Annotated in this window: 27 protein-coding genes; 13 read left to right on the forward strand and 14 right to left on the reverse strand. The window is 65.0% G+C overall.

Features of this window, described 5'->3' with window-relative positions:
- Window positions 1–80 precede the first annotated feature (80 nt).
- Both QW868_RS22820 and QW868_RS22825 read right to left on the reverse strand, forming a co-directional pair.
- A complete protein-coding gene (locus QW868_RS22820) occupies window positions 81–629 on the reverse strand; it encodes a sigma-70 family RNA polymerase sigma factor (protein WP_006612137.1) in 549 nt (182 codons plus the stop codon).
- Window positions 630–866 carry a NepR family anti-sigma factor gene (locus QW868_RS22825; RefSeq protein WP_315734569.1) on the reverse strand — a complete coding sequence of 79 codons (237 nt, stop codon included), beginning with the start codon at window positions 864–866 and terminating at the stop codon, window positions 630–632. It abuts the gene before it with no gap.
- Window positions 867–1,062: 196 nt separating this feature from the next.
- Here QW868_RS22825 and QW868_RS22830 point away from each other — a divergent pair, with 196 nt between their 5' ends.
- Window positions 1,063–1,866 carry a response regulator gene (locus QW868_RS22830; protein WP_315713838.1) on the forward strand — a complete coding sequence of 268 codons (804 nt, stop codon included), beginning with the start codon at window positions 1,063–1,065 and terminating at the stop codon, window positions 1,864–1,866.
- A gap of 86 nt (window positions 1,867–1,952) precedes the next feature.
- Here the strand turns inward: QW868_RS22830 and QW868_RS22835 are convergent, their stop codons facing one another.
- Entirely contained in the window at window positions 1,953–2,393 is a 441-nt protein-coding gene (locus QW868_RS22835) for an energy transducer TonB (protein ID WP_316231565.1), read from the reverse strand.
- Between the two features lie 420 nt (window positions 2,394–2,813).
- Here QW868_RS22835 and QW868_RS22840 point away from each other — a divergent pair, with 420 nt between their 5' ends.
- Entirely contained in the window at window positions 2,814–3,251 is a 438-nt protein-coding gene (locus QW868_RS22840) for a hypothetical protein (protein WP_316231566.1), read from the forward strand.
- A 73-nt stretch (window positions 3,252–3,324) separates the two neighbouring features.
- Here QW868_RS22840 and QW868_RS22845 read toward each other — a convergent pair whose 3' ends face one another.
- The 3 genes from QW868_RS22845 to QW868_RS22855 form a co-directional block, all read right to left on the reverse strand.
- On the reverse strand, window positions 3,325–3,768 hold the full coding sequence (locus QW868_RS22845) for a hypothetical protein (protein WP_315772605.1): 444 nt from the start codon (window positions 3,766–3,768) through the stop codon (window positions 3,325–3,327).
- A 103-nt stretch (window positions 3,769–3,871) separates the two neighbouring features.
- On the reverse strand, window positions 3,872–4,243 hold the full coding sequence (locus QW868_RS22850) for a YqjD family protein (RefSeq protein WP_315734561.1): 372 nt from the start codon (window positions 4,241–4,243) through the stop codon (window positions 3,872–3,874).
- Between the two features lie 80 nt (window positions 4,244–4,323).
- Window positions 4,324–5,442, reverse strand: coding sequence for an AI-2E family transporter (locus QW868_RS22855; RefSeq protein ID WP_316231567.1), 1,119 nt, complete (start codon window positions 5,440–5,442; stop codon window positions 4,324–4,326).
- Between the two features lie 212 nt (window positions 5,443–5,654).
- Between QW868_RS22855 and QW868_RS22860 the strand changes: the two genes are divergently transcribed.
- A complete protein-coding gene (locus QW868_RS22860; protein ID WP_316231568.1) occupies window positions 5,655–6,404 on the forward strand; it encodes a L,D-transpeptidase in 750 nt (249 codons plus the stop codon).
- Window positions 6,405–6,419: 15 nt separating this feature from the next.
- Window positions 6,420–7,076, forward strand: coding sequence for a DUF2865 domain-containing protein (locus tag QW868_RS22865; protein ID WP_316231569.1), 657 nt, complete (start codon window positions 6,420–6,422; stop codon window positions 7,074–7,076).
- A 13-nt stretch (window positions 7,077–7,089) separates the two neighbouring features.
- Here the strand turns inward: QW868_RS22865 and QW868_RS22870 are convergent, their stop codons facing one another.
- Complete coding sequence (locus QW868_RS22870; RefSeq protein ID WP_316231570.1) at window positions 7,090–9,183, reverse strand: HAMP domain-containing methyl-accepting chemotaxis protein; 2,094 nt, start codon at window positions 9,181–9,183, stop codon at window positions 7,090–7,092.
- A 174-nt stretch (window positions 9,184–9,357) separates the two neighbouring features.
- Between QW868_RS22870 and QW868_RS22875 the strand changes: the two genes are divergently transcribed.
- Complete coding sequence (locus QW868_RS22875; protein WP_315734551.1) at window positions 9,358–9,513, forward strand: Thivi_2564 family membrane protein; 156 nt, start codon at window positions 9,358–9,360, stop codon at window positions 9,511–9,513.
- Window positions 9,514–9,586: 73 nt separating this feature from the next.
- Here QW868_RS22875 and QW868_RS22880 read toward each other — a convergent pair whose 3' ends face one another.
- The gene (locus QW868_RS22880) at window positions 9,587–11,755 is read right to left on the reverse strand and encodes a malate synthase G (RefSeq protein WP_316231571.1); all 2,169 of its coding nucleotides are present in this window, start codon (window positions 11,753–11,755) and stop codon (window positions 9,587–9,589) included.
- Window positions 11,756–12,899: 1,144 nt separating this feature from the next.
- Here QW868_RS22880 and QW868_RS22885 point away from each other — a divergent pair.
- Complete coding sequence (locus QW868_RS22885) at window positions 12,900–13,244, forward strand: hypothetical protein (RefSeq protein WP_316231572.1); 345 nt, start codon at window positions 12,900–12,902, stop codon at window positions 13,242–13,244.
- 58 nt (window positions 13,245–13,302) lie between these two features.
- Here the strand turns inward: QW868_RS22885 and QW868_RS22890 are convergent, their stop codons facing one another.
- From QW868_RS22890 to QW868_RS22905, 4 genes are all read right to left on the reverse strand, one after another.
- Window positions 13,303–13,767 (reverse strand): hypothetical protein, encoded by a 465-nt coding sequence (locus QW868_RS22890; protein WP_316231573.1) that lies wholly within the window; start codon window positions 13,765–13,767, stop codon window positions 13,303–13,305.
- A 190-nt stretch (window positions 13,768–13,957) separates the two neighbouring features.
- Window positions 13,958–14,212, reverse strand: coding sequence for a hypothetical protein (locus QW868_RS22895; protein WP_316231574.1), 255 nt, complete (start codon window positions 14,210–14,212; stop codon window positions 13,958–13,960).
- Window positions 14,209–14,409: a hypothetical protein gene (locus tag QW868_RS22900; protein WP_316231575.1), complete on the reverse strand. Its 201-nt coding sequence runs from the start codon at window positions 14,407–14,409 to the stop codon at window positions 14,209–14,211. The genes QW868_RS22895 and QW868_RS22900 overlap by 4 nt, the downstream gene beginning before the upstream one ends.
- A 174-nt stretch (window positions 14,410–14,583) precedes the next feature.
- Complete coding sequence (locus QW868_RS22905) at window positions 14,584–15,309, reverse strand: MgtC/SapB family protein (protein WP_316231576.1); 726 nt, start codon at window positions 15,307–15,309, stop codon at window positions 14,584–14,586.
- A 456-nt stretch (window positions 15,310–15,765) separates the two neighbouring features.
- Between QW868_RS22905 and QW868_RS22910 the strand changes: the two genes are divergently transcribed.
- Window positions 15,766–16,770: a cytochrome-c peroxidase gene (locus QW868_RS22910; RefSeq protein ID WP_316231577.1), complete on the forward strand. Its 1,005-nt coding sequence runs from the start codon at window positions 15,766–15,768 to the stop codon at window positions 16,768–16,770.
- Window positions 16,771–17,058: 288 nt separating this feature from the next.
- Here the strand turns inward: QW868_RS22910 and cysC are convergent, their stop codons facing one another.
- Window positions 17,059–18,975, reverse strand: a complete 1,917-nt coding sequence (gene cysC / locus QW868_RS22915) for an adenylyl-sulfate kinase (protein ID WP_316231578.1) — start codon at window positions 18,973–18,975, stop codon at window positions 17,059–17,061.
- A gap of 14 nt (window positions 18,976–18,989) precedes the next feature.
- Window positions 18,990–19,784 carry a sulfate adenylyltransferase subunit CysD gene (gene cysD / locus QW868_RS22920; protein WP_315735681.1) on the reverse strand — a complete coding sequence of 265 codons (795 nt, stop codon included), beginning with the start codon at window positions 19,782–19,784 and terminating at the stop codon, window positions 18,990–18,992.
- A gap of 234 nt (window positions 19,785–20,018) precedes the next feature.
- On the opposite strand from cysD, the gene cysG reads away from it, so the two are divergent.
- From cysG to QW868_RS22950, 6 genes are all read left to right on the forward strand, one after another.
- Entirely contained in the window at window positions 20,019–21,449 is a 1,431-nt protein-coding gene (cysG, locus tag QW868_RS22925; protein WP_316231579.1) for a siroheme synthase CysG, read from the forward strand.
- Window positions 21,450–21,764: a DUF2849 domain-containing protein gene (locus QW868_RS22930; RefSeq protein WP_315734528.1), complete on the forward strand. Its 315-nt coding sequence runs from the start codon at window positions 21,450–21,452 to the stop codon at window positions 21,762–21,764.
- A 10-nt stretch (window positions 21,765–21,774) separates the two neighbouring features.
- Window positions 21,775–23,430 (forward strand): nitrite/sulfite reductase, encoded by a 1,656-nt coding sequence (locus QW868_RS22935; protein WP_316231580.1) that lies wholly within the window; start codon window positions 21,775–21,777, stop codon window positions 23,428–23,430.
- On the forward strand, window positions 23,417–23,935 hold the full coding sequence (locus QW868_RS22940) for a DUF934 domain-containing protein (protein WP_316231581.1): 519 nt from the start codon (window positions 23,417–23,419) through the stop codon (window positions 23,933–23,935). The genes QW868_RS22935 and QW868_RS22940 overlap by 14 nt, the downstream gene beginning before the upstream one ends.
- Window positions 23,932–24,657: a phosphoadenylyl-sulfate reductase gene (locus QW868_RS22945; RefSeq protein WP_316163348.1), complete on the forward strand. Its 726-nt coding sequence runs from the start codon at window positions 23,932–23,934 to the stop codon at window positions 24,655–24,657. The genes QW868_RS22940 and QW868_RS22945 overlap by 4 nt, the downstream gene beginning before the upstream one ends.
- 475 nt (window positions 24,658–25,132) lie before the next feature.
- A complete protein-coding gene (locus QW868_RS22950) occupies window positions 25,133–26,122 on the forward strand; it encodes a sulfate ABC transporter substrate-binding protein (RefSeq protein WP_316231582.1) in 990 nt (329 codons plus the stop codon).
- Window positions 26,123–26,154: the final 32 nt, after the last annotated feature.

Below are 26,154 nucleotides of genomic sequence, written 5' to 3' on the forward strand. Positions count from 1 at the left end.
AACAACAAGTTCAACAACAAGAAGAGGCGGCTCTTTCGGGAGCCGCCTCTTTGCTGGCTTGTTTGCGACGGCTTGGCTGATCAGCCGCCGCTGCCGCCGATCACCGCCCGCACGGTTTCGTCGGGGCCGAAATCCTCGGCGCCTTCGACATAGAGCAGCGCTGCCAGCTTCGAGCGCGCGCGGTTCACGCGGCTCTTGATGGTGCCCACCGCGCAGCCGCAGATCGCTGCCGCATCCTCGTAGGAGAAGCCCGATGCACCGACCAGGATCAGTGCCTCGCGCTGGTCCTGAGGCAGCTTCTCGAGTGCCGCACGGAACTCCTCGAACTCAAGATGCGCGCCCTGCGAGGGATGCGTCTTGAGCGTCTTGGCGTAGTTGCCTTCGGCATCTTCCACTTCGCGCCGGCGTTTGCGGTAGTCGGAGCGGAACAGGTTGCGCAGGATCGTGAACAGCCAGGCAGGCAGATTCGATCCCGGTTGGAACGAGTCGATGTTGGCCAGCGCCCGGAGCAGGGTTTCCTGCACCAGGTCGTCGGCGCGATCGCTGTTACCACTTAAGGAAATCGCAAATGCGCGAAGGCTGGGGACGGCCGCGAGGATATCGTCCCGCAAGGAATCAGTGAGAGGCATTCACTCCCTCCCGTCGGTTTGGTCGTTGGATCCCCCGCCGTTTTCCACGTGGGACTGTGCTGCCGGCGCATCAAGCTTCCGCACCAACTCCGCGAAGCGGTCCGGCACTCCCTGACGGACGACGTCGTCGTACATCGCGCGGAGTTGATGACCGATCCTGGATTGAATTTCCGCGTTCAGTCCGCCGGGCTTGCGCGGTGCCGCATTCTTGCTGGCTTGAGACTTTACATCTTTCATGACCTTTTCCACGTTTCCCCGAGAGTTAAGTCCCTGAAGCTTCAAGAATTATTCTCGCCACCGAGAGGGTCTGCCGGGAACTAATGCGACGGGGCGACAAAAGTTCCACGCGTTTGGGGAACTTTTCGTCGGTTCGGGCGTAATCAGCCCATGATGGAACCCGGGCGGGAAGCCCAGATGACCGAATGGAGTGGGGATGAGCCGATCACAGCTTGTTGCTGAACATTTGCCGCTGTTGCGCCGGTATGCGAGGGCCCTCACCGGTAGCCAGGGTTCCGGAGACGCCTATGTCGGAGCGATGCTCGAGGCCCTGATTCAGGATCCGGCTCTGCTGGACGAGCGCTATGGACCGCGGGCTGCGCTGTTCCGGCTGTTCACGCAGATCTGGAACTCGGTGGCCCTCAACGACGACGCCGAAGTGGCGACCCTGCCGATGCCGCCGGAGCGGCGGCTCTCCAACATCACGCCCTTGCCACGCCAAGCCTTCCTGCTGCTCTCGCTCGAGGGTTTTCCCGAGGAGGAAGTGGCCTTCATCCTCGATATCGACGTTGCCGAAACCCGCCGGCTGGCGGATGCCGCCGGACGGGAGCTCGCTGCCGAAATCGCTACCGATGTGCTGATCATCGAGGACGAGACTTTCATCGCGATGGACCTCGAGAGCCTGGTCAAGAATCTCGGCCACAACGTCATCGGCGTGGCGCGAACCCATGCCGACGCGGTGGCTCTCGCCAAGAACAAGAAGCCCGGTCTGATCCTGGCTGATATTCAGCTCGCCGATGGTTCGTCCGGCCTGGATGCCGTGAACGAGCTGCTGCGCACCTTCGAGGTTCCGGTGGTCTTCATCACCGCCTATCCGGAGCGCTTCCTCACCGGTGAGCGGCCCGAGCCGGCGTTCCTGATCTCCAAGCCGTTCCAGCCGGCCATGGTGTCGGCAGTCGCCAGCCAGGCTCTTTTCTTCCAGCGCAACTCGCGCAACCGGATGCCGAAGCCGGCGGCCTGATCAGGTCACGGTGTACGATGTCGTCCCGGCGCGTTCGTCATGGAGCGCGCCGGCTTCGTTTGTAGCCCCAACAACAAAGGGCGAGATCAGCAGCCGCGGCAGACGCCGTCGAGCCGTGCCTTTAGCACCGCGTCGTTCGGCTTGGACTCTCGGAACTTCAACCTGTTCTCGTCGAGCTGGAAGATTTCAGACGTCCGCCGCGGCGCGAAGACGATTGGCACGAGAAAGGTCAGATCACCATCCGCCAGCTCCGGCGGCGGTGGAGCAAATGGCTGGGCTCGCTCGACCATGGCGACCGCTTCCCGGTCGAGCGCCGGATCGCCAGTCGTTTCCGCCAGCACGGCCGAGATGAGATGACCCTCGCGGTCGATGTGAAACAGGACCTTGGCTGTTCCGCCCTCGCCCGAGGCCTGCAACGGGTAGCGGCGCTGAATCTTCAATTGCGCGACCAGACTCTTGATCCAATTGTCCCTGGCGCTTTCGGCAGCTCCAATCGCAGGAAAGAGGCCTACGAGAGCCAGAGCCAATCCAATCCCCCGCCATACGCCGACGCTATCCAACGTGCTCAGCATTTCGTCCCCACGCGCGGACCATGAAGTCAGCCGCGCCGCTCCAACATATACCTCAGACGAAATGGGGATAAAGCGCCGCAACGGGTGGGCGGAGATCTGACCGGTAGTGCTGGATCAGAAAAGAATGCGGGGCACCGCCGGCATCACCACGGCAGTGCCCCGCGTCGCCGGTCAATGGGGCAGGGGGAATAACCGGCTGCCGAGATGACGCGTGACCCGAAAAGTCGTTCCGTGTGAGACCGAATTTTTTGACGCCATAAAGCTGAAGAATGTCGCCGCAGTTTACACACGGTTAAGTGATTTGCCCAACCGAGAACCCGGTTCCTGCGACTTACGTTGGTATGCCGATCGCCTTGCGGCGAGGGGAGCAGAGACATGTCGCAGACCAAGAAAGTTGTCGTTTTGGGTTCGCTTGCGGCGTCCGCCATGCTCGTAGGCGCAATGCAACTGGCTTCCGGCCATGATCTTGGCGCCAGCCTGGCGGTTCAGAACACCACTCGCGAGACGATCGTCGCAACAGCGAACGACGTGAACCGGGCCGCCAAGTCTGACCGCGCCAACCAAAACGGTACTGCGGCGCCGTCACAGACTGTATCGATCAAGCTGGCTGCTTTCGCGGATACCTCCTTCCTGGTGCGGCTTCCCGTCAACCCCACGGGTGTAAGCGCGGGCTCCCCGCCGTCGCCGCAGGGATCGCAGCTCATCACCACCGGCAACGAGAAGGCCGCCAAGCACCCGGTGGCCTGCGAGCCGTCGGTGTCGGTGCTGACGGAGATCGCCAAGCGCCTGCAACCGGGACGGTGTGTGACTTAGCTACAGCAGCGCCGCACCCGGTCCGAGGCGTAAGCAGGCGATCAACGCCGGGCAATGACGGTCAGGGCAGCCCTCACTCCGCAGGCGTTTGTTCTTCCGCCGCTTGGCGGCTGACCATGAATCCGAGCGCCAGACCGCCGACAGCCAGAATGGGAATCAGCCGTTTGATGCCGATCATGCGGACGATCTGCAGGCCGCTCGCCAGCAACATCGGGTCTGCAAAAGCGGACTGGACTGCCGACCGCGCCGTTTCCGCGGTCCGCGCGGCACGGATCGCGATCGCGCGCTTGCGCGCCATGTAGCTGATTGCGGCGATCAACGTCACCACGAAGAAGATGGCGGCACCGGTGAGGCACGCGGCCACGAGCCCGTATCGATTCAGAACGGCGACGAAAGCTGCGGCGCACAGAAAGCTCGTGGTGACGAACAGTCCGACCGCTGCAGCGATCGCGAGCGACGTGAGCCGAACGGCATGCCCGGTCGATTCCTGGAAGTCCGCAATCAGGCGCTGCAGCATGTCATTACCCTCGGCGTCTCATTCATCTGCGCAACAAACTCAAATCGGCGCCGAAGACGCGGCGCCGAAACAAGACAAGCCTCTGGATTTCAGGGGCCGCCGCTTAGCGTCTCCAAGCGGCGCCGATGAGGAATCCAAGTCCGAGCGCAAGACCCACGGTGGCAAGTGGGCGATGGGAGATCACGTCCTCGAGGCGCTCCTCGAGTGAGTTTGCGGCATCCTGGGCTGCACCAAACATCGCGGTGCCCCGCTCGGACATGTCGTCGAACGTCTGGTCCACGTTGTCGCGTGCCTGGCGATAGCCGCTGCGGGCCTGCTTGCTGGCCTGCCCCGCGAAAGCATTGAGCGCATCGGTGATCTGTTCGGTGAGGGCTGCGATATCGTTTTTCACGGCGTGGACATCCTTCTGCAGGCGTTCGTAGTTCGCTTTGTCGACGAGATCCTTCAGGGCGGTCTCACCGTCAGTCGGTGGCATGGCAAGCTCCCGGAGCAAGGTGATTGCGTCTGCTCGACAAACGCTGGGTCTCGGCCGAAGTTCCGACGGTGGAAACCGAATTAGTCTGGCGGCAGTTGCGGCGAATCGTCCGGAAGCAGGTGCTCCTTCACGATGAGGGCGACGATCAGGAGCGGCGAGGCGAGGAAGGCTCCCATCGGGCCCCACAGCCAGGTCCAGAATGCCAGCGCGATGAACACCGCGAGTGCGTTGAGCGCAAGGTGCCTGCCGATGATGGTCGGCGTGACGAAGTGGCCTTCCAGGAAGGTGATCACGGCGAAGATGGCGGGCGCGACCATGCCGGCGCTCAAGGTCGGGAATGCGATTGCGCCGACCAGGACGAGCACCGCGAACATGGCGATGGGCCCGATGATGGGGATGAAGTTCAGCGTCGCCGCAAGCGCCCCGAGGCCGGCGGGATTGGGCATGCCGGCGATGGCGCAGGCGAGACCGGCCGCAATGCCGACACCGGTGTTGATGAGCGTCACCGTCAGGAGGTAGTTGCCGAGGTGCAGCTCGAGCTCGTTGAGGATGCGGAGCGTCCGCAGCCGGACCTCGTGATCACCAAAGGTCATGATCAGCGCCCGCCGTAGATCGCGCCAGCTTGCGATGAACAGCACGAGCGTGGCGAAGAACAGTAGGAATTCGGTGAAGGTCGGCGACAGGAATTCGATCGTCGGCTGAACCCAATCGAATTTGGGCAGCTCCAGGCTGGCCGAGGCCGGTGCGCTTCCGCCGCCGATGGCCGCCTGCATTTCGTGCCACAGCGCCAGCGGCCGATCGAAGACGTGCAGCTTCGACTTGAGCGTGGCGGCAAGCTCGGGAAGGCGATTGGTCCAGTCCAGCACCGGCGCCGAGATCAGGCCGATGATGAAGGCGAGCCCTGCCGCAACCGCGAGCACGATCAGCACGGCGCCCACACCGCGCGGCACGTGGAAGCGTTCGAGAAAGTTGGCGGCCGGCGACAGCATGGTGCCGACCACGAACGCCATCACGATCGGGAGAAAAAATCCCCGGGCGACATAGAGGACACCCGTCACGCAGACGGCCGTGAGGATGATGAGAGCGATGGCGACGACGTCAACCCGTCTGATCACGGGAGGTAATTCTTGGCGACTTTCATTCGGGGCTGATTCGTCGTTCCCGCTGGCGAGCAGCCGCTCGGTGGGAAGTACACGCACCATGAATCTCCCGATCGAGTCGTTCGCGCACGGCTCGCGTGGCTTGTCATCTAACAGCCGGGGGGCCATCCGGTTCCGTCGCGCAAACGTGAGAGCTCACATGCTTGACTGACGCAGGGCGACCACATCGAAGCCGGAACTACGACGAGACGTTCGGCGTTTGGAAGGTAATCACGCATCGCACCGCGATGCTCGCATGACAGGGGCATTCCATGACACAGCTCGCTTCCGGCCATCGCCGCAATTCGCGGCGGACGGCTTCGCTGATCGCCGGCGTCGCGGTCCTCTTGCTCGCAGGTGCAACTGCATCTCACGCCCAGATTCTCGGATATGCGCCGGTCGAGCAGCAGGCATTTCCGCCGGACGAGGCGACGGCATCTGCGGGGGAGCAGGATGAGGACAGCCGGCTGCCGGACCGTCTGCGCCGCACGATCGTCAACCTCGATACGCGGGAAGCGCCGGGGACGATCATCATCGATACGAGCAACACCTATCTGTACTACGTGCTCGGCGGCGGCCGTGCATTGCGCTACGGCGTCGGCGTCGGGCGCGAAGGCTTCACCTGGGCCGGCGTGCAGACCGTGACACGCAAGGCGGAGTGGCCGGACTGGCATCCGCCGGCGCAGATGATCGCGCGGCAGCCCTATCTGCCGCGTTTCATGGCCGGCGGCCCGGGCAATCCGCTCGGCGCGCGGGCCATGTATCTCGGCTCCAGCGAGTATCGCATCCACGGCACCAACGATCCCACGACAATCGGCAAATTCGTGTCGTCGGGCTGCATCCGCCTGACCAATGAGGACGTCTCCGACCTGTTCAGCCGGGTGCAGGTGGGGACGAAGGTCGTCGTGCTGCCGAAAGCCGCCTCGCTGCAGGCGCGCACCAATGCCGGCCGTGCGCCGCGCGTGACGTCGCTGCCGTCGGGGCGGCAGGCGATGTCGCTGCCGGTTGCGGCCGTCAATTAAGCGGGGAGTTGGGTCATGAACGGCCGACGTGCCCTCGCTGCCATCGCAGTGGCAACCATGGCAACCGCGGGCGCGTTGGCAGCGCCGACCACGGCGGGCGCGCAGGATTTTATCTCCGCGCTGTTCGGAGGCTTCAACGCGCCGCAACGCCAGACGCCCTATATCCGGATGCCGTTCGCCGACGAGGCGCCGCCGGTGCAGCGTCCAGCGCCGCGCAGCCAGCCGGTCTATTCCGGTGGCGGCAGCACCGCGTGGTGCGTGCGCACCTGTGATGGCCGCTATTTCCCGCTCGGCGCCACCGGTGACCAGAGCAAGGAGGCCGCCTGCAACAGCTTCTGCCCGGCGGCCAAGACCGAGATCGTCTATGGCAGCTCGATCGACGGCGCCGAGACGGATGGCGGCAAGCCGTATTCGGCGCTGCCCAACGCATTCAAGTATCGCACCGAAATCGTCGACGGCTGCACCTGCAACGGCAAGGACCATTTCGGCCTCGCCAAGGTGTCGATCGACAACGATCCGACCTTGCGCAAGGGCGATGTCGTCGCCAGCGACGACGGCCTCAAGGTCGCCAACCGGACCGGCAGCGGCAAGCGCGCCGAGCTGAACTTCTCGCCGGCGCCCGCGGCGCTGCGCGCGAAGTATGAGCGCGCGCCGGTGATGGCGTCCGACTGATCCTGCGAGACCGTCAGGCCGCGCGGATCTTGCCGAGGAAGTCCGTGACCTGATGACCAAGATTTCTGCTCTGGCTCTCCAGCGTCTCCGAGGCATTGCGCACGTTGTCGGCTGCGGCCGCAGCCGCGTCTGCGTCTGACTTCACGCCGGTGATGTTGTCGGAGACGTTCTTGGTGCCATCTGCAGCGAACTGAGTGCTGCGCGAGATCTCCTGCGTCGCCGCGCCTTGCTCCTGCACGGCAGCGGCGATCGCGGTCGCCACCTCGTTGACCTCGCCGATGATGCCGCCGATGCGCTTGATTGCGTCGATCGCGTCATTGGCGACGCGCTGAATGTCGGCGATCTGCTCGGAAATCTCGTCGGTCGCCTTCGCGGTCTGGCTCGCGAGCGTCTTCACCTCGGAGGCGACGACGGCGAAGCCCTTGCCGGCCTCGCCGGCGCGCGCCGCCTCGATGGTCGCGTTCAGCGCCAGCAGATTGGTCTGCGAGGCGATGCTGTTGATCAGCCCGACAACCTCGCCGATCCGGTTCGCCGATTGCGCCAGCCCCTGCACCGTGCCGTCGGTCATGCGGGCCTGTTCGACCGCGCGGCTGGCGATGCCGGCGGCATGGGAAGCCTGCTTAGAGATGTCCGCGATCGACGCATTCAGCTCCTCCGCCGCAGAGGCGACGGTCTGCACGCTCATCGAGGCGTCGTTCGAAGCCTTCGCGGCGACCTCGGCGCGTGTGTTGGTCTGCCGCGACACGCTGGTGAGGCCGGCCGACGTCGCCTGCATGTCGGTGGAGGCCTGGCCGAGCTGCTCCAGCGACCCGCGCACCAGACTTTCGAACTCCGCGACGTAGGACTCGATCGCGCGCTGGCGCGCAACTGTCGCGGCGTTGCGCTCGCGCTCCTGGGCCTCGATCGCGAGCTTGTCCTTGGCCTGCTGCTTGAAGGTCTCGAGCGCGTTGGCAAGCGCGCCGATCTCGTCCTGCCGCTGGGTGTAGCCGGTGTCGACGCCGAGATCGCCGCCTGCAACCGCGAGCATGGCATCGCGCATCCGGTGCAGCGGCCGGATCACCCGGCCGCTCACGGCGGCGATCGCCGCGCCGCCCAGTGCGACGGCCAGGAGCAGCAGCGTCAGCTGGAGCATCAGAGACTCCATCGCCGTGCTCTGCTGCGCGCTGGAATGGTCCTTGGCCGCGTCGAGCGCCGCCTCGGCCAGGGCGACCGCGCTCGTCATCTTGTTCACGGAGAACGGACTCCACTGATATGGCGTCAGCTCAGGCTTCTCGCCCTTTTGCACCGCTGCCAGCAGACGCTCGCGCAGGCCGGCATACTCCGGCGTGAAATAGGCCTGCTCCGTGCCCGACATCGCTGCGGAGAGCGCCGGCGGCAAGCTCATGCCGGAGGTGGCGAGCTGGACCGCCTTCCATGCGGCATCGACGCCGCCGACCTGCTTGGTGTAGGCCAGCACCGCTTCGGGCGACACCTTGCCGGCCGTCAGCGCATTGCTGACGACGAGCGATGCTTCACCAGCCGTGTTGCGCATCAGCCAGGCCATCTGCTTGATCATCAATAGCTGATCGACGGTCGCACTCTGATGATTGACGCTGGCGGCGATATTGACCGTGATCTTGTCGAGCAGGACCAGTAGCGCGTCGAACGTCTCGCCATACTCCTTGGGCAGGCCGGCGCGGCGGGCCGCCTTCGGCTTGACGATCTCGGTCCAGAACTCGCTGTGCTCCGCGGTCAGCGTCTTGTTGAGCCGGTCGAGGTCGGCAACCAGGCTCTGGTTCTGTTGGAAGTCGATGCCTTGCAGCAGATCGAGACTGCGGTCCAGCGCAGGGACGTAGATGCCACGGGCGGAGCGCAGGAATTTCTCGGTGTCGCCGTCCATGGCCTGATCGGCATTCAGCACGCGGATCGTGGTCGAACGATCGCTGCGCATGCTGTTCATGGCCTTGAACAAGACGCCCGAGACTTCGGCAACGCGTGCGATCCGCTGGGCAGATTGCAGCCTGCTCCAGGAATTCCAGGCGTTCAGCGAGAAGAGGGCGACGACGGCGAGGGCGGCGGTGGCGATGACCGTCTTCAGCAATGAAGAAATGGTCAGGCGATTCAACATTTTGATCTCCGGTTCCCGGCATTCGACCGCAAACCGGTAAAGAACTGAATGCGAGGTGGGTCCGTGGAACTACGGAGAAAACGGAGTGGCCAAAGTTCCGACCCGGGAACTGCAAGCCGCCGAGCGGGTTAGCTCCACAGCGCCAGCGCATTCTTCATCTCCCAGGGGACTCCCATGCTCATCAGTGCTCTCGTCACCTTCCTCGTCGTCATCCTCATTCTGTATTTGATCAATCTGTTGCCGATCGACGGCCGCGCCAAGCAGATCTGCCGCGTCGTCGTGATCGTGCTCGGCGTGATCTCGCTGCTTCGCTACATCGCGGTCATATGATCTGAGGATCATGTTACCTCTCGCCTGATCAAAAAAAGCCCCGGCGGATCGCCGGGGCTTTGTGACGTCTGGCCTAAGCCTTCTCGTTCTGCTTGGCCTCGCGGCGCCGGGCGGTGAGGATGTACTCGGTGTAGCCGTTCGGCTGGGTGCGGCCTTCGAACACGAGGTCGCAGGCTGCCTTGAAGGCGACGCCGTCGAACGACGGCGCCATCGGCTGATACAGCGCGTCGCCGGCGTTCTGCTTGTCGACGACGACGGCCATGCGCTTCAGCGAATCCATCACCTGCTCCTTGGTGACGACCCCATGGTGAAGCCAGTTGGCGAGATGCTGGCTGGAGATCCGCAAGGTGGCGCGGTCCTCCATCAGGCCGACGTCGTGGATATCAGGCACCTTGGAGCAGCCGACGCCCTGGTCGATCCAGCGCACGACATAGCCGAGAATGCCCTGGCAGTTGTTGTCGATCTCCTGGCGCACGTCGTCGGGCGCCCAGTTCGACTGCGACACCGGGATGGTCAGGATGTCGCCGAGCTTGGCGCGCGGGCCCCCCTTGGCGAGCTCGTCCTGGCGGGCGTGCACGTTGACCTGGTGGTAGTGCAGGGCATGCAGCGTCGCGGCGGTCGGTGACGGCACCCATGCGGTGGTGGCGCCCGCCTGCGGGTGGCCGATCTTCTGCGCCAGCATGTCGGCCATCTTGTCCGGCGCCGCCCACATCCCCTTGCCGATCTGGGCATGGCCGGGAAGACCGTCGATCAGGCCCATATCGACGTTCCAGTCCTCATAGGCCTTGATCCAGGGCTGCGCCTTCATCTCGTTCTTGCGGATCATCGGACCCGCTTCCATCGAGGTGTGGATCTCGTCGCCGGTGCGGTCGAGGAAGCCGGTGTTGATGAAGACGATGCGCTTGGACGCCTGCTGGATGCAGGCCTTGAGGTTGACCGTGGTGCGGCGCTCCTCGTCCATGATGCCGACCTTCATGCTGTTCTCGGGCAGGCCGAGCAGCTTCTCGACGCGCGCGAACAAGTCGACCGTGAGCGCCACCTCGTCCGGGCCGTGCATCTTCGGCTTGACGATGTAGATCGAGCCGGTGCGGCTGTTCCTGACCTTGGAGAGACCCTTGAGGTCGTGCATCGCGAGCAGGCCGGTGACGGCGGCGTCGAGAATGCCCTCCGGCACCTCCTTGCCCTCGGAGTCGAGCACGGCGTCGGTGAACATGTGGTGCCCGCAATTGCGGATCAGCAGCAGGCTGCGGCCGTGCAAGGTGAGCGTCCCGCCGGACGGCGTGGTGTAGCTGCGGTCGCTGTTCAGCGCGCGGGTGAGCGTCTTGCCGCCCTTCTCGAAATCGGCCGACAGCGTGCCGTTCATCAGGCCGAGCGTGTTGCGGTAGACCAGCACCTTGTCCTCGGCGTCGACGGCGGCGACCGAGTCCTCCATGTCGAGGATGGTCGAGACCGCGGCCTCCAGGATCATGTCGGAGACGCCGGCCGGATCGTCCTTGCCGATGACATGGCGGCGGTCGATCACGACCTCGACGTGGAGGCCGTTGTTGGCGAGCAGGACCACGGAGGGGGCGTCGGCCGAGCCCTGGTAGCCGGCGAACTGGTCGGCGTTCTTGAGCGCGGTGGCGTTGCCGCTCTTCAGCTTGGCGGAGAGCTGGCCGGCGATCACGCTGTAGGCGGTGACGTCGGTGTGGCTGCCGGTGGCGAGCGGTACGGCGGCGTCGAGGAACGCCTTGGCCTTGGCGATCACCTTGTCGCCGCGGGCCTTGTTGTAGCCCTTGCCGGACTCACTCGGATCGTGCGGGATGGCGTCAGTGCCGTAGAACGCGTCATACAGCGAACCCCAGCGCGCATTCGCCGCGTTCAGCGCGTAGCGGGCATTGGTCAGCGGCACCACCAGCTGCGGGCCGCAGATCTTGCCGATCTCCTCGTCGATATTGGCGGTCTCGACCTTGTGGGTCGCGGGCTCCGGCAGCAGGTAGCCGATCTCCTTCAGGAATGCGGTGTAGGCGCCGAGGTCGAAGGCCTTGCCCTTGTTGGCGAGGTGCCAGGCGTCGATCTTGTCCTGCAGGGCATTGCGGAAGGCGAGCAGCTCGCGGTTCTTCGGGGCGAGATCGCGCAGGATCGCGCTGAGGCCGGCCCAGAATGCGTCCGGATCGATCCCGGTCTTCGGCGTGGCCTCCTTGGCGATGAAGTCGAACAAAACGGGGGCGATCTTCAGTCCATGGGCGTCGATACGGGTCATGATGAGACGTTTCTCTCGAATAAGGGCGACGTTGCGCGTGTCTTGGGCATGCTGAAATGGCCGCCTCGAAGGCGGCGTGTGCAGTGCATTTAGCGCCAAAGCGGGGGCCACGAAAGGGGGGGGAGGGGTATCGCAGTTGGTCGGGGGGCAGCGGACAGGCGGGCTGGTTCCGGGCGGAGTGATGCCAAGTAATTTCGCAGGACCGCCTCAGAGTTCGGCCGCGAGCCCACAACCGTGCGGAGCTCTCGGATCGGGCACGCTGCCACCCTCCCCCTGGAGGGGGAGGGTCCACTCGCGACGAGCGAAGCGAGATGCGAGGCGGGGTGGGGTGATCTCTCCACGAGCGCCGGTGCGCGTGGCATCACCCCACCCCGCCGCGCATCGCTGCCGCGACGCGCGCCGACCCTCCCCCTCCAGGGGAGGGTGACAACGCAAAGCGTGCCGCAAATGGCGTTCCGACGTACACCAAACGGCTGCGGACAACTCAACGAAGGTGATCGCTCGTGGAGGTGATGGCTCATGCGACTTCGTCCTCGCGGCGCGTGATCGCGTCCGAGCTTTGCTGACGTGCCGCCCCTCGATCACGAGAGGCGCGGGGAAGGCCGGGTGCAGGCTGCACCCATGGCCCGCCTGCAGAAAAAAATGCAGGCGGCAGTCACCACAGGTACGAGCCGGACATCCGGCCTTCCCTGCGCGATGGCTCTACGGTTGCTTCGTGGTCTCCCCGGTGCGCCGGGCTTTCTGGTCACCGTTGCCTGCGCAGCGCGTTGGCGCTGTCGCAAGCGTGGCATCGGCATCGGGATGCCAGGACCCCACGACTTGGCCGTGCGCCCCGGGACTGTCCGTCAACATGATCGCTCACGCCGCAGCCCAAGACGCCCACCGCATCCCGCACCCGACGTCCGTGACGGTCGCGAACTGTCCCTCGTGTGGGACGGGATGGAGAGAGAAAAGCATGACTTCTGAAAAAAAGAAAGATGAATATTTTTGGGCTGGGGACTGGACAAGGTAGATTAGATTGAGGCGGTTGAGATTTCTGGTTTCCGGAGTGGACCGATCTTGGCCGCCGTGAGGCTCAGCCTGGCGAAGCCGTCACTGGAGTTTGCTGTCCGCTCGCATAGCATCGCATTCGGAGCGAATATCGATGGCACGTCTTACAGACCGATATCAAGTTAATGTGCTGCTGCCCGAAGACGCGTTTCGTGCCGAGCTGTTGCGCCAGATCGACCGCGTCTGCCCGGGTGGATCGACTTGTCACGTGCTGAGACATATCCCCGAGCAGGGCGAGGACGTCTATACGATCCTCATCGACGACCATACCGTCGTGAGCTTCGATGCGCCTCGTGGGGGTGGCCCGCTGGTTCTGGCAGAGGTGACCATTCAGGCCATCGCGGACTATCGAAACCAAATCGGCCAAGGCAAGGAGCGCATCAGACTGAATCGCGCAGTAGAGCAGGCCAGACAGATGATCAACAAAGGAAGAGTGTAGTGCTGGCTCTGCGTGGACATGGTCGGCACGCGCCGCTTTGCCTTGCGAGGCAAAGCAGTTACGCCCAAGCCGCACCAATCACGATGGGTGGACTATCGCTGTCCTTGTTGCTTGATCGCCGAGGAAGGCGTTTCGGGACCCTCACGCCGCCTTCGCGCCGATGCCGGTCATCTAAACGCCTCGCCGCTGTCATGATGCAGTTCGCAAGGCGTCCGATGCGTGCGGTCGCCTGCTTGAGGACGAACAGGATCGTCGTAACGCGGCTGAGGATGCCGACCAGCAGCAAGACCGAGAAGATGTCGATATAGGCCAGGATATCGCCGACGAGCATCAATTCGGGCGGGATCGGGATGCTGTGATAATAGGCCAGACCGAGGACGATGACCGGCAGGAACGCAATGATCCGCCTCAGCGTCAGCCGGTCCAGGAAGGCGGCCAGCTGGACAACGAAAACGTCCCACAACCAGTCGCCGAGGAGGGCAGGCTTGTCGATCGTCCATCTCCGCCATAGCGTTTTCCACATCGATCCGCTCCGCATGCAAGGTAGGCCAAGCACCCTTCAATATAGCATGAGTGCCCACCATGTTTCGCCGGTTTGAGATGGTGGGCACGCGCCGCCTGCCCGCACCGCGTTGTCCGCCCTACGGACGCAAGAGATCGCAGGTTTTTCGCTGAATGAATGGCAAGCCATCTTTCCTTCGTCCGCGCGAAGGCTATCCAACGAGCTTGTCGTAGTCGGCATGGGAGCCGATCCAGAACCATAAGTAGCCGTCATCGATCTCGGTCGCGAGGGCTCGGTAGCGTAGTCCGACCCGAGCGGACCAGAACCGTCCGACCTTCTTGAACTGGAGCGAAGGGTGACGTGGATCGCGTTTCAGAAGCTCGAAATTCTGATCGGCGAGCCTTTTGATGGCTTCAGGCAGCAACTCGTAGGCCGCCCAGAATTTCGGGGATGCGAAATGGGTCACAATGGCCGGGAGCGGCCGGCCCGATGCGCCGCAAGAGCTTCGTCCGCTAATGCGTCGAGTTTCCCGGTACGAGCGTCACGCTCGATCGCAGCATCGAATGACGCAGCATCGAACCGTTCGAACCATGCGCGAAAGCGCGCAAGTTCGTCTGGATTGAGCTGTTGGACGGCCTTTTCGATATCTTCGGCGGTTGTCATGATGGGAACATAGCACTGAACATTGAAGCCGAAAAGGTGGCGGCCCGATGGGACCATAAAGCGGCATTGAGGGATCGCATTGCCGAATGTGACGCAGGCGTCTTGCTTGAGCGTGCCGCGATACGCGGGACTGGTCCCGGATCTCGCCGAGCTCATCCCGGCTACGCGCGACCCTCACGCTCTTGATGGCGCCAAGCGGAATTCGACGACGTCTTCGGCGCCCGAGAGGTCGCGTGCCATCTCTGCGGTCTCGAACCGGCCGGCGGCCTGCAGCACGAGCTCGAAATGGAATTGCCGCTTCGCCTCGCTGTATTCGTAGCACCAGTCCAGCACGTCGAAGCCATAGGCCCGCATGCATTCGCGCAGTTCGGCCTCGCTCGGCTGCAGGCCATGGCGATAGACGACCGACAGCGACAGCGTGGTCTGATGCGGCAGCCATTGTTCGACCTTGCCGAGCAGGGTCATCGCGGCCAGGGACAATGCCGTGGCGCAAAGCGCGGTGCCGTAGAAGCCGATGCCGATGATGATGCCGATCGCCGACGTCATCCAGATCGAGGCGGCCGTCGACACGCCGCGGATGGTGAAGCCGTCCTTGATGATGACGCCGGCGCCGAGGAAGCCGATGCCGGTCATCAGGCCCTGGATCACGCGCGTCGGATCGGAGACGGTCGGCGACACCGCCATGCCGCCATACCAGCTTCCGGGAAAGCCGTTGATCGCCGTCAGCAAGGTCGATGCGACGCAAACCAGCGCGTAGGTCCGCATGCCGGCCGCGCGTCCGTGATAGGTGCGCTCGTAGCCCAGCAGCAGGCCGACGGCTGCTGCACCCATCAGGTGCAGCAGCAGAATCCCGTTCGTCTCCAGTTCTGCCCTCGACCAATAGGCCGCCAGATGCTCCATCCTGCGCCTCGACAGCGTTGCTGCGCGTGCCGTGAACTGTGCGGATCAAGTGCTAATTTCTGCTTGCAGATCGTACGGCGGCCCCATGGGCAGGCTTGGCGTCCAAGAGCGAACCGGCGCACTCCTCCGTAGTTCTTCGGGCAGAAGGTGACCACGCTTGGCTGCGGCTGTCGCTCTGCTCGCCGATGTTGCGCGTGACGTCACGAGGCCGAATTTGAGCCAGGCTGCGGGCGGCACATCGGGTGAGGCGTGTGCGGTCGACGATGTCGATCAAGCCGGGTCGATGTCCCTCTCGCGCAAGATAGCGCGACCTGCTCGCCATGAGACGTGGTCAGGCCGGCACGATGCTGTCGCTCAATCCCGCCCGCGCCGATTCATTGCCCCCGCACAGTCCCACTTCGGACGTAAAAGCTATCGATAACGACTTGCATCTAGCAGGGGTGGGGGAGGCGCATCATGTCGTTCACTGGGCTGCGGTCGGTCGTCCTGTGTCTCGGCCTGCTCGCTCTGCCCGCCCTCGCAGCCGACAAGTCGACAGCACCGTACCTGCACGCGACCGAGGGACGCGCGGTTGAGAGAAAGCCGACCTTGCTTCAGATGCTCGTAGCTGCGTTGAAGCCGAAATCCGTCCACGCGGCCGAGACGGCGCACAGGCCCAGGGTCAGGCACGTTGCCACGGCAGCAAGGAAGCGGAAGGCCTCGCCCGCCGCTGCAGCGATGGAGCCGGCCGTGGCGCCGCCCACCACGGTCGGCGCCGCCGCGACTCCACCTGCACCCCTCTCCGAGGCAGACCCCGCCGCGAAGGGGCTGGCGCTGTTCAACGACGTGAGCCTGTCGGACGGCGGCAAGGCGTCCTGCGCCACCTGCCACTTCTCGACCGGGCATACCAACAACAAGACCTATGTCGGGCTCGACGTCGTCGCCGACGGCGACCCCAACGGCAGGAATACGCCGACCCTGTGGGGCGTCGGCGAGCGCTCGGTGTTCGGCTGGGCCGGGCAGGCGGCGACGCTGGAGGACAGCATTCGCGGCATCATCGTCAACCGCATGAAGGGGCCGGAGCCGTCGAAGGAGAAGCTGGCGGCGCTGGTCGCCTATGTGCGGACGCTGAACTATCCGGCGAACTGGCAGGTCAAGGACGACGGCACGCCGAGGGACGATGCCAGCGCGGCCGTGAAGCGCGGCTATGAGCTCTATATCGGCGATGGCGGCTGCGGCACCTGCCACGTGCTGCCGAGCTTCGACAAGAAGAGCCGCGACGACATCGGCACCGGCGGCAAGTTCAAGGTGCCGACCCTGCACGCGGTGGCGTCGACGGCGCCGTATTTCCACGACGGCCGCACCGCCTCGCTGCGCGACGCGGTCAAGCTGATGTGGGAGGTCTATGCCAAAAAGATGGATTCGCGGCTGCCGACCGACGCCGAGCTCGACGATCTCACCGCCTATGTTGGGGCGCTGTAGCGTGGCACCGACAAGAAGCTGGCGGTCGCGTCTTCACCGTTATTCCGGGCGATTGGCAATGCGAAGGCGCGAAGCGGCTTCGCATTGCCAATCGAACCCGGAATCTCGAGCTTGTTAAGAATGGACGCAAGATAATGTCGAGATTCCGGGTTCAAGGCCTGCGGCCTTGCCCGGGAATGACAGTGCGTATCACGAGCCTGACAGGCAAACGTGAGAGGCTTGATTATCTGCCAACCCTGTCATGGACCGCGCGTGCGCGCGGTCCATGATCATGCAGTGACGACGCAATCAGATGTTGGCGCCGAGATCCGCGATATCGTCGAACAGCACACCCGTCCGCGACAGCAGCGACTCGAGCTCGTCGGTGGCGTCCGCAATCCCGCGCGTCGCGGTGTCGATCACCAGCTCCGCATCGAGCGGCGGCTCGTAGTCGGTGCCGATGCCGGTGAAGTTCTGCAGATTGCCGGCGCGGGCCTTGGCGTAGTGGCCCTTGGGGTCGCGGCTCTCGCAGATCTCGGCGGCCGTCGCGACATAGACCTCACGGAACAGGTCGCCGGCGACGCGACGGGCGGCCGCGCGGTCCTCGCGCGCGGGCGACACGGCGGCCACGATCGCGATGTGGCCGTTGCGAGCGAGATGGGTCGCGACCTCGGCGAGGCGACGGATGTTCTCGGCGCGGTCCTCCGGCGTGAAGCCGAGATCCTTGTTGAGGCCGGCGCGGACGGTGTCGCCGTCGAGCAGCACGGGCGCGCCGCCGCGGCCGAACAGCCGCCGCTCCAGCGCACGCGCCAGCGTCGACTTGCCGGCGCCGGGCAGGCCGGTCATCCACACCACCGCGCCCTTGTGGCGGTAGCGGTCGGCGCGCTCCTGCGGCTGCAGCGCCGATTCCACCGGCATGATGTCGACCGGCGCGGCGCGCTTGCCGGCGTCGACCGTGAGCACCAGACCGCCGCCTGCAATGCGGCCCTGGACCTCGATGACGAGGCGGCCGGTGCGCGCGTTCTCGGCGTAGGGATCGATGGCGACCGGTTGGGTCAGCGCGATCTCGATCTCGCCGACATGGTTGCGCGCGATCGCGGCATTCTGCTCGTTGGACAGCGAGCCCGGATCGACCGCCTTCTCGATCGCGACCACGCTGCCGCGCGCCTCGCGGGTGCCGAGCCGCACCAGGATGCTGTCGCCCTTGGCGAGCGGCTGGTCGTGCAGCCAGAAGATGCGCGCGTGCAGGCGTCGAGCCGCCTGCGGCTCGCGGCCGACATGGGCGATGACGTCGCCGCGCTCGATGAACAGCTCGCGGTCGAGCGTGATGCCGACCGAGCGGCCGGCGCCCTGCGGCGCCGTCACCGGCGTCTGCGGCCAGCCCTCGACGGTCTTGATCTTGGCGATCTTGCCGGCCGGCATGATCACGATCTCGTCGCCGGTCTTGAGCTCGCCAGCCTCGACGCGGCCGGCGACGATGCGACGGTCGTCGAACTTGTAGATCGCCTGCACCGGCAGGCGCAGCGGCAGGCTCGACAGCGGCTTTGCCGGCTCCAGGCCATCGAGCGCCTCGACCACGGTCGGGCCGCCATACCAGCCGATCCGCGAGGTCAGCTGGGCGACGCCGTCGCCGTCGCGCGCCGAGATCGGAATGATCGCGACCGGCTCGACGCCGAGGCCCTCGAGATGCGCGGAGATCTCGGCCTTGATCGTGTCGAAGCGCTCCTCGCTGAAATCGACGCGGTCCATCTTGTTGACGACGACCGCCACCTGCTTCACGCCGAGCAGATGCAGCAGATAGCCGTGGCGCCGGGTCTGGTCGCGCACGCCTTCGAGCGCGTCGATGATCAGCACCGCGCCGTCGGCCTGCGAGGCGCCGGTGATCATGTTGCGCAGGAATTCGGCGTGTCCCGGCGCGTCGATCAGCACGACCTCGCGCGCATTGGTGCGGAAGCGGATCTGGGTGGTGTCGATGGTGATGCCCTGGTCGCGCTCGGTCTGCAGCGCATCGAGCAGGAACGACCATTCGAACGGCATGCCGCGGCGGGCCGAGACGGCCTGCAGCATTTCGAGCTTGCCCTCGGGCAGGCTGCCGGTCTCATGCAGCAGGCGGCCGACCAGGGTCGACTTGCCGTGGTCGACATGGCCGACGATCACGATGCGGACCTGCGGACGGGTGGTGCCGTTCGGCGTGGCGGGGGCGGCTGACGGGACTCGCATGTTCATCGCCTCGTCCCCGCTCACAGATAGCCGGCGACGCGAAGCCGCTCGAAGGCGTCCTCGGTCTCGTGGTCGAGCGCGCGGCCGGCGCGCTCCGGCACCTTGGTGCTTTCGAGCTCGGCGAGAATCTCGGGGATGTTGGAGGCGTTGGACGCCACCGGGAAGGTGATGTCCTGATCGCCGAGCGAGCGGTAGCGCTTGCCGTTCCTGGACAGATAGAGCGGAATGATCGGGATGTTCTCGCGCGCGGTGTAGGCCCAGATGTCGGCCTCGGTCCAATGCAGGATCGGATGGATGCGCAAGTGCGCGCCCTGCGGCGGCGACGCGTTGAAATGATCCCAGAACTCCGGCGGCTGGTCGCGCACGTCCCAATGGCCTTCGGCGCCGCGCGGCGAGAACACGCGCTCCTTGGCGCGCGTCGCTTCCTCGTCGCGGCGGATGCCGGCGATCAGGCCGTCGAAGCCGTGCTTGGCGAGCGCCATCTTCAGGCCTTCGGTTTTCCGCGCAGCCGAGCGCGCCGCGGGGGGCAGGGTCGGATCCACCGCGTCGATCGGCGGGCACGGCTCGACCTTGAGATCGAGGCCCCATTCCTTCGCGTAGGTGTCGCGGAAGGCGTACATCTCCGGAAACTTCTTGGCCGTGTCGACATGCATGGCCGGAAACGGCACGCGGCCGAAGAACGCCTTGCGCGCCAGCCAGATCATGACGTTGGAATCTTTTCCGAGCGACCAGAGCAGCGCCAGCTTCTTCAGCCGTGCAAAGGCCTCGCGGAGAATGTAAATGCTCTGCGCCTCGAGCTGGTCGAGATGATCCATGGTCGGTGCGGCGCTGAGGACGCGCGGCATGGAAGATGCTTGCTCGATCTCGGAAGAGGGCAACCGATCTCTGGAAACGTCGTTGGTGAGAATGTGCATGCTATCAGCCATCGCCTGCTTGGGAGAAAATTCTATGGCGAAGCCAAGGAATAATTTTCTCTTTACGTGTGCGATGTGACACTTATATAGAAAATAATTCCAGTCAACCCCGAAGTGCCGAAGCCGAAGAACGCAATGCAATATCTGCCGGTGTTTCTCGATCTGAAGACCGGCCCCGTGCTGCTGATTGGCGCGGGTGAACTCGTGCGCGCCAAGCTGCGGGTGTTGCTGTCGGCGGGCGCTGATATCCGCTGGTTCGCGACCGACGGCGATTTCGAACTCGGCGGCCTGAACGATGAGCATCGCCAGATCGCGCGTGCGGACGGCGATCCGCTGAGCGCCGATCTCACCGGCGTCATCGCGGTGCTGTGCGCCGGCGCCGGCGACATCGGCGTTGCGATGTCGGCGCGGGCACGCAGCGTTGGTCTGCCCGTCAACGTGATGGACGACCTCGCGCATTCCAGCTTCATCTTTCCGGCGATCGTCGATCGCGGCGACGTCGTGGTGGCGATCGGCACCGGCGGCTCCTCGCCCGTGGTGGCACGCCGCGTGCGCGAGCGCATCGAGGCGCTGCTGCCGGCGCGGATCGGCGAGCTCGCGAGCTTCATCGGCGACTTCCGCAGGACCATCAATCCGCTGATCACCGAGATGCCGCTGCGCCGCCGCTTCTGGGAGCGCATCGTCGACGGCCCGATCGGCGCGCTGGTACTGGCGGGGCGCAAGCACGAGGCCGCGGCGGCGCTGCATGGCATCGCCGATCCGACCGCGTTCGCGGGCGCGGATCATGCGGGCCGCAGCGAAGGCCATGTGACCCTGGTCGGTGCCGGCCCCGGTGATCCGGACCTGCTGACGATCAAGGCGCTGCGCGCGCTGCAGGATGCCGACGTCGTGTTCTATGACGAGCTGGTCACGCCCGAGATTCTCGACCGCATTCGCCGCGACGCTTCGCGCGTGCCGGTCGGCCGCCGCGTCGGCAAGCCCGGCATCGGCCAGGATGCCGTCAACAGGCTGCTGATCGAGGCGGCGCGCGACGGCAAGCGCGCGGTGCGTCTCAAGGGTGGCGATGCCTACGTGTTCGGCCGCGGCGGCGAGGAGGTCGACGCGCTGCGCAACGCCGGCGTGTCCTACACGATCGTGCCCGGCATCACCGCCGGCCTCGGTGCCGCCGCGCAGTTCGAGGTGCCGCTGACCTTCCGCAGCAAGGCGCTGCGCATCACCTTCCTCACCGCGCACAAGGAGCGCGATGCCGAGGCGGTGGACTGGTCGGCGCTGACGGACACCAAGATGACGGTCGTGGTCTACATGGGCATGACGGCCGCGCCTGCCGTGCGCACCGGGCTCCTCGCCGCCGGCCGCTCGCCGCAGACGCCGGTCGGTGTGTTCGCCAAGGTCACGCGCCCCGACGCGCAGGCCGTGGTCGGCACCTTGGATCAACTGCCTGACCTCGTGGCCAAGATCGATGGCGGTCCGGCCATTCTCATCATCGGTGATGTCGTGGCGCATTCGGCGCCGTGGCGTCAGCAGAACCTCAGTGGCGTGATCGCAAAACTCCTGGAACCCGTCTGAATGACCTCTCCGCTGCAACAGAAGATCAAGATCACCGGTCCCTCGATCATCACCGCGAACCGGACCTGGGACGGCGCGGTGATCTACCGCACCGGCACCAAGAGCTGGTCGGATGAGCTGAGCGATGCTGCGATCGTGCGCACCGCCGACGAGGCACGTACGCTGTTGTCGGAGGCGGTGGCCGACGATCTCGGCGCGATCGGTCCCTATATCGCGCCGGTCGAGGTTGGCACCGACGGTGCGGTCAAGCCCGGCAATATGCGCGAACACATCCGGCTGACGGGCGCCACCATCGCGCTCCCGGCTCAAGCCTGAAGGCTCTCTCATGTACGCTTATGACGAAATCGATCGGACCCTGGTCAACGAGCGCGTCGCCGAATTCCGCGACCAGGTGAAGCGGCGCCTGTCGGGCGAACTCTCCGAAGACGAGTTCAAGATGCTGCGGCTGCAGAACGGCGTCTATCTGCAGCTCCACGCCTACATGTACCGCATCGCCATTCCCTACGGCACGCTGTCGTCGAACCAGTTGCGCCGGCTGGCCCATGTCGCGCGCCGCTACGACCGCGGCTACGGCCACTTCACGACCCGGCAGAACATCCAGTTCAACTGGATCAAGCTCGCCGAGCTGCCCGATGCGATGGCCGACCTTGCGGAAGTGGGCATCCAGTCGATGCAGACCTCCGGCAACAACATGCGCAACGTCACCTCCGACCAGTGGGCCGGCGTGGCGCCGGGCGAGATCGAGGATCCGCGCATCTGGGCCGAGCTCTTGCGCCAGTTCACGACCCTGCATCCGGAATTCTCGTTCCTGCCGCGCAAGTTCAAGATCGCGATCACGGCGTCCGAGCATGACCGCGCCGCGATCAAGATCCACGACATCGGCCTGCGTCTGCTCAAGAACGCGCAGGGCGAGACCGGCTTCGAGGTGCTGGTCGGCGGCGGTCTCGGCCGCTCGCCCTTCATCGCCAAGACCATCAAGCCGTTCGTCCACGGCCACGACATCCTCAGCTATGTCGAGGCCATCCTGCGCGTCTACAACCAGTACGGCCGCCGCGACAACATCTACAAGGCGCGCATCAAGATCCTGGTGCACGAGCTCGGCATCGAGAAGTTCGCGTCCGAGGTCGAGGAGGAGTGGCAGCAGATCCGCGACGGCGTGCTCAAGCTCGATCAGGGGATCATCGAGGATATCCGCTCGCGCTTCTTCTATCCGGCCTACGAGGCGCTGCCGCACATGCCGGAGGAGCTGAAGCAGGCCGCGCACGATCAGAAGTTCGAGGCCTGGCGCAAGAACGCGGTCTTCCCGCACAAGGCGCAGGGCTATGCGATCGTGGTCGTGTCGCTGAAGCCGGTCGGCAAGCCGCCGGGCGATGCGACCGCCGACCAGATGGATGCGCTTGCCGAGATCGCCGACAAATATTCGTCCAGCGAGATCCGCGTCGGTCATGAGCAGAACCTTGCGTTGCCGCATGTGCGCAAGCGTGATCTGCCGGCGGTGTGGAAGGCGCTCGAGGCGATCGGCCTCGCCATCCCCAACGTCAATCTCGTTTCCGACATCATCGCCTGCCCGGGGCTCGACTACTGCTCGCTGGCGAACGCGCGCTCGATCCCGATCGCGCAGGAGATCACGCGCCGCTTCGCCAATCACGACACGGCCAACCTGATCGGCCGGCTGCACATCAACATCTCCGGCTGCATCAATGCCTGCGGCCACCACCATGTCGGCCACATCGGCATCCTCGGCGTCGAGAAGAACAACGAGGAATTCTATCAGATCACGATCGGCGGCCGCGCCGATGAGGGCGCCGTGCTCGGCACCCTGATCGGACCCGCGGTGCCCTATGCCGAGGTCGCCGACGTCGTCGAGGACATCGTCGAGGCCTATCTTGCGCTGCGCGCGAGCCCTGAGGAGCTGTTCGTCGATACGGTGAAGCGGCTCGGGGTCGAACCATTCAGGGAGCGGGTTTATGCCACTCGTTAAGGGCGGACACATCATCGCGGACGTGTTCGTCCGCCTCACCGACGATGCCGAGCTGCCGGCGCAGGGGGCCGTCCTGGTCTCGGAGACGCGCTTCCTCGCCGGCCCTGACGCGCTGGTCAGCCGCAGCGGTGGCAAGCTCGGCGTGATCTGGCCGAACAATCGCGATGTCGACGATCTCGTGCCGTATCTCGACCGGCTCGCGCTGGTCGCGCTGGTGTTTCCGAGCTTCCGTGACGGTCGCGCCTACACCCAGGCGCGTCTCTTGCGTGAGCGCTACGGCTATCGCGGCGAGCTGCGCGCGACCGGGCAGGTGCTGCGTGACCAGTTCGTGTTCATGCTGCGCGCCGGCTTCGATGCCTTCGAGGTCAAGAAGCAGACGGATGCCGAGGCCTTCACCGAGACCGTGAAACGCTATTCGGTGTTCTACCAGCCGACCGGCGACGGCCGTATCTCGGCGCTGCATCAGCGCCTGCAACTGCGCCATTCGGAGAGTGCCGGGCTGTGAGCACGCTGGCTGCATCGCCTTCGGTTGCGGAGATCCCGGTCGCGGCGCTCGACGCCACGCTGCGCACGGCCGCACCACATGAGGTCATTGCCGCTGCTCTCGAGGCGATCGGTCGCGAGCGGCTGGCGGTGGTGTCGTCGTTTGGAACGGAGTCGGCGGCGCTCCTGAAGGTGACGGCCGACGTTGATCCGGCGATCCCGGTGATCTTCCTCGACACCGGGCACATGTTCGCGGAGACGCTGGCCTATCGCGACCAGCTCATCGAGATTCTCGGCCTGCGGGACGTACGCTCGATCAAGCCCGACGCCGCGGCGCTGGCGCGCGAGGATGCCGACAACGAGTTGTGGTTCTCCGATCCCGACGCCTGCTGCCGCATCCGCAAAGTCGAGCCGCTGGCACGCGCGCTGGCGCCGTTCGCGGCCTGGATCAATGGCCGCAAGCGTTTCCAGGGCGGACTACGTGCGGCCATCCCGGTCGTCGAGCAGGACGGCGCGCGCGTGAAGTTCAATCCGTTTGCGAACGTGACGCGAGAGGACATCGCCGAAATCTACCGCTCGGCCAACCTGCCGCAGCATCCGCTGGTCGCCTCCGGCTTCCGCTCGATCGGCTGCATGCCCTGCACCAGCCGTTCGGACTCCGGCGAGGACGACCGTGCCGGGCGATGGCGCGGCCGCGGCAAGACGGAGTGCGGCATCCACACGGTGGCGACGTCGTCGGTGTAGGCTGCATGCGGCCATGAACATCGTGTTCGTGGAGAAGGACAGCGCGGATATCGAACGACGTCCTTGGCCTCGCGGACTGCTTCCACCCCTCATCCTGAGGAGCCCGCCCCGAGGCGGGTGTCTCGAAGGATGAGGCCCGGACCACCTCTGCCGACGGCACTCCAGCCGCGCGTCTTCAACATCGCCACACGCTCCCACTCAGGGGGTGCATTCCGTGGCGAGAACAAGCGATGAACAAAGTCAAGCGCGATCGGGTGTCATGCGAGTTGGATCAGGCCCATTCGCTGTGCTTCGCGCCCTCACGACGACAATGCGTCGCGGCGAAGAACAGCTATCCCGTAGCGCCTCGCTCCGTAGCAAAATGCCGATGTCCCGCCGGAAACAAGAGAATCCGGTTTCGTTGACTCTGCGCCGTACATCCGGCGATCTGCAATGCGCGCCTGCAGCATTGCGGGCCTCGGAATGGAGAGCTTGGATGATGTGGCGTGTTCTGGCTGTAGTCGCGGGCCTGGCATGGGCGGGGTCGGCCGTTGCTGCCGACGTAAACCTGCTCAACGTGTCCTACGACCCGACCCGCGAACTCTATGTCGAGTTCAACAAGGCGTTTTCAGCCGCCTACCAGAAGGAGACCGGCAAGAGCGTCGAGGTCAAGCAGTCCCATGGCGGCTCCGGTGCACAGGCCCGCAGCGTGATCGACGGCCTGCAGGCCGATGTCGTGACGCTGGCGCTCGCCTATGACATCGACGCGATCGCGGGCAAGGGTCTGCTCGACAAGGAGTGGCAGAAGCGGCTGCCGCAGAATGCCTCGCCCTATACGTCGACCATTGTCTTCCTGGTCCGGAAGGGCAATCCCAAGGGCATCAAGGATTGGGACGATCTGCTCAAGAAGGGCGTCGAGGTGATCACGCCCAATCCGAAGACGTCCGGCGGCGCGCGCTGGAACTATCTCGCCGCCTGGGGCTATGCGCTGAAGAAGTTCGGCTCGGTCGACAAGGCCAAGCAGTTCGTCGGCGACCTCTACCAGCACGTCCCTGTGCTCGACACCGGCGCCCGCGGCGCCACCGTGACCTTCGTGGAGCGCGGTGTCGGCGACGTCCTGCTCGCCTGGGAGAACGAGGCCTATCTGGCGCTGCGCGAGTTTGGCAAGGACAAGTTCGAGATCGTCGCCCCGCAGCTGTCGATCCTGGCCGAACCACCAGTTGCGGTGGTCGATTCGGTGGCCGATAGGAAGGGCACGCGGAGTGTGGCTGAATCCTACCTGAAATACTGGTATACAAAGGAAGGTCAGGAAATTGCCGCACGCAACTCCTACCGTCCGCGGGATCCTGAGGTCGCCAAGAAGTACGAGGCGGCCTTCGCCAAGGTCGAGCTGTTCACCATCGACGAGGTGTTCGGCGGCTGGACCAAGGCCCAGAAGGAGCATTTTGCGGAAGGCGGTATCTTCGATCAAATCTACAAGAATTGATCGAATCGGAAGGAACGAGTTGGGCAGCCGAT

Source organism: Bradyrhizobium sp. SZCCHNR1051, from assembly GCF_032489615.1.
Taxonomy (GTDB): domain Bacteria; phylum Pseudomonadota; class Alphaproteobacteria; order Rhizobiales; family Xanthobacteraceae; genus Bradyrhizobium.

Excerpts from the sequence above, each read along its gene's own strand:
- QW868_RS22940 (WP_316231581.1), top strand. The coding sequence starts at position 23,417 with ATGCCACTCGTTAAGGGCGGACACATCATCGCGGACGTGTTCGTCCGC.
- QW868_RS22910 (WP_316231577.1), top strand. The coding sequence starts at position 15,766 with ATGTCGTTCACTGGGCTGCGGTCGGTCGTCCTGTGTCTCGGCCTGCTC.
- QW868_RS22840 (WP_316231566.1), top strand. The coding sequence starts at position 2,814 with ATGTCGCAGACCAAGAAAGTTGTCGTTTTGGGTTCGCTTGCGGCGTCC.
- QW868_RS22850 (WP_315734561.1), bottom strand. The coding sequence starts at position 4,243 with ATGCCACCGACTGACGGTGAGACCGCCCTGAAGGATCTCGTCGACAAA.
- QW868_RS22825 (WP_315734569.1), bottom strand. The coding sequence starts at position 866 with ATGAAAGATGTAAAGTCTCAAGCCAGCAAGAATGCGGCACCGCGCAAG.
- QW868_RS22905 (WP_316231576.1), bottom strand. The coding sequence starts at position 15,309 with ATGGAGCATCTGGCGGCCTATTGGTCGAGGGCAGAACTGGAGACGAAC.
- QW868_RS22950 (WP_316231582.1), top strand. The coding sequence starts at position 25,133 with ATGATGTGGCGTGTTCTGGCTGTAGTCGCGGGCCTGGCATGGGCGGGG.
- QW868_RS22900 (WP_316231575.1), bottom strand. The coding sequence starts at position 14,409 with ATGACAACCGCCGAAGATATCGAAAAGGCCGTCCAACAGCTCAATCCA.
- QW868_RS22830 (WP_315713838.1), top strand. The coding sequence starts at position 1,063 with ATGAGCCGATCACAGCTTGTTGCTGAACATTTGCCGCTGTTGCGCCGG.
- QW868_RS22865 (WP_316231569.1), top strand. The coding sequence starts at position 6,420 with ATGAACGGCCGACGTGCCCTCGCTGCCATCGCAGTGGCAACCATGGCA.
- QW868_RS22885 (WP_316231572.1), top strand. The coding sequence starts at position 12,900 with ATGGCACGTCTTACAGACCGATATCAAGTTAATGTGCTGCTGCCCGAA.
- cysD (WP_315735681.1), bottom strand. The coding sequence starts at position 19,784 with ATGGATCATCTCGACCAGCTCGAGGCGCAGAGCATTTACATTCTCCGC.
- QW868_RS22930 (WP_315734528.1), top strand. The coding sequence starts at position 21,450 with ATGACCTCTCCGCTGCAACAGAAGATCAAGATCACCGGTCCCTCGATC.
- cysC (WP_316231578.1), bottom strand. The coding sequence starts at position 18,975 with ATGAACATGCGAGTCCCGTCAGCCGCCCCCGCCACGCCGAACGGCACC.
- QW868_RS22935 (WP_316231580.1), top strand. The coding sequence starts at position 21,775 with ATGTACGCTTATGACGAAATCGATCGGACCCTGGTCAACGAGCGCGTC.
- QW868_RS22890 (WP_316231573.1), bottom strand. The coding sequence starts at position 13,767 with ATGTGGAAAACGCTATGGCGGAGATGGACGATCGACAAGCCTGCCCTC.
- QW868_RS22880 (WP_316231571.1), bottom strand. The coding sequence starts at position 11,755 with ATGACCCGTATCGACGCCCATGGACTGAAGATCGCCCCCGTTTTGTTC.
- cysG (WP_316231579.1), top strand. The coding sequence starts at position 20,019 with ATGCAATATCTGCCGGTGTTTCTCGATCTGAAGACCGGCCCCGTGCTG.
- QW868_RS22845 (WP_315772605.1), bottom strand. The coding sequence starts at position 3,768 with ATGCTGCAGCGCCTGATTGCGGACTTCCAGGAATCGACCGGGCATGCC.
- QW868_RS22820 (WP_006612137.1), bottom strand. The coding sequence starts at position 629 with ATGCCTCTCACTGATTCCTTGCGGGACGATATCCTCGCGGCCGTCCCC.
- QW868_RS22860 (WP_316231568.1), top strand. The coding sequence starts at position 5,655 with ATGACACAGCTCGCTTCCGGCCATCGCCGCAATTCGCGGCGGACGGCT.
- QW868_RS22870 (WP_316231570.1), bottom strand. The coding sequence starts at position 9,183 with ATGTTGAATCGCCTGACCATTTCTTCATTGCTGAAGACGGTCATCGCC.
- QW868_RS22875 (WP_315734551.1), top strand. The coding sequence starts at position 9,358 with ATGCTCATCAGTGCTCTCGTCACCTTCCTCGTCGTCATCCTCATTCTG.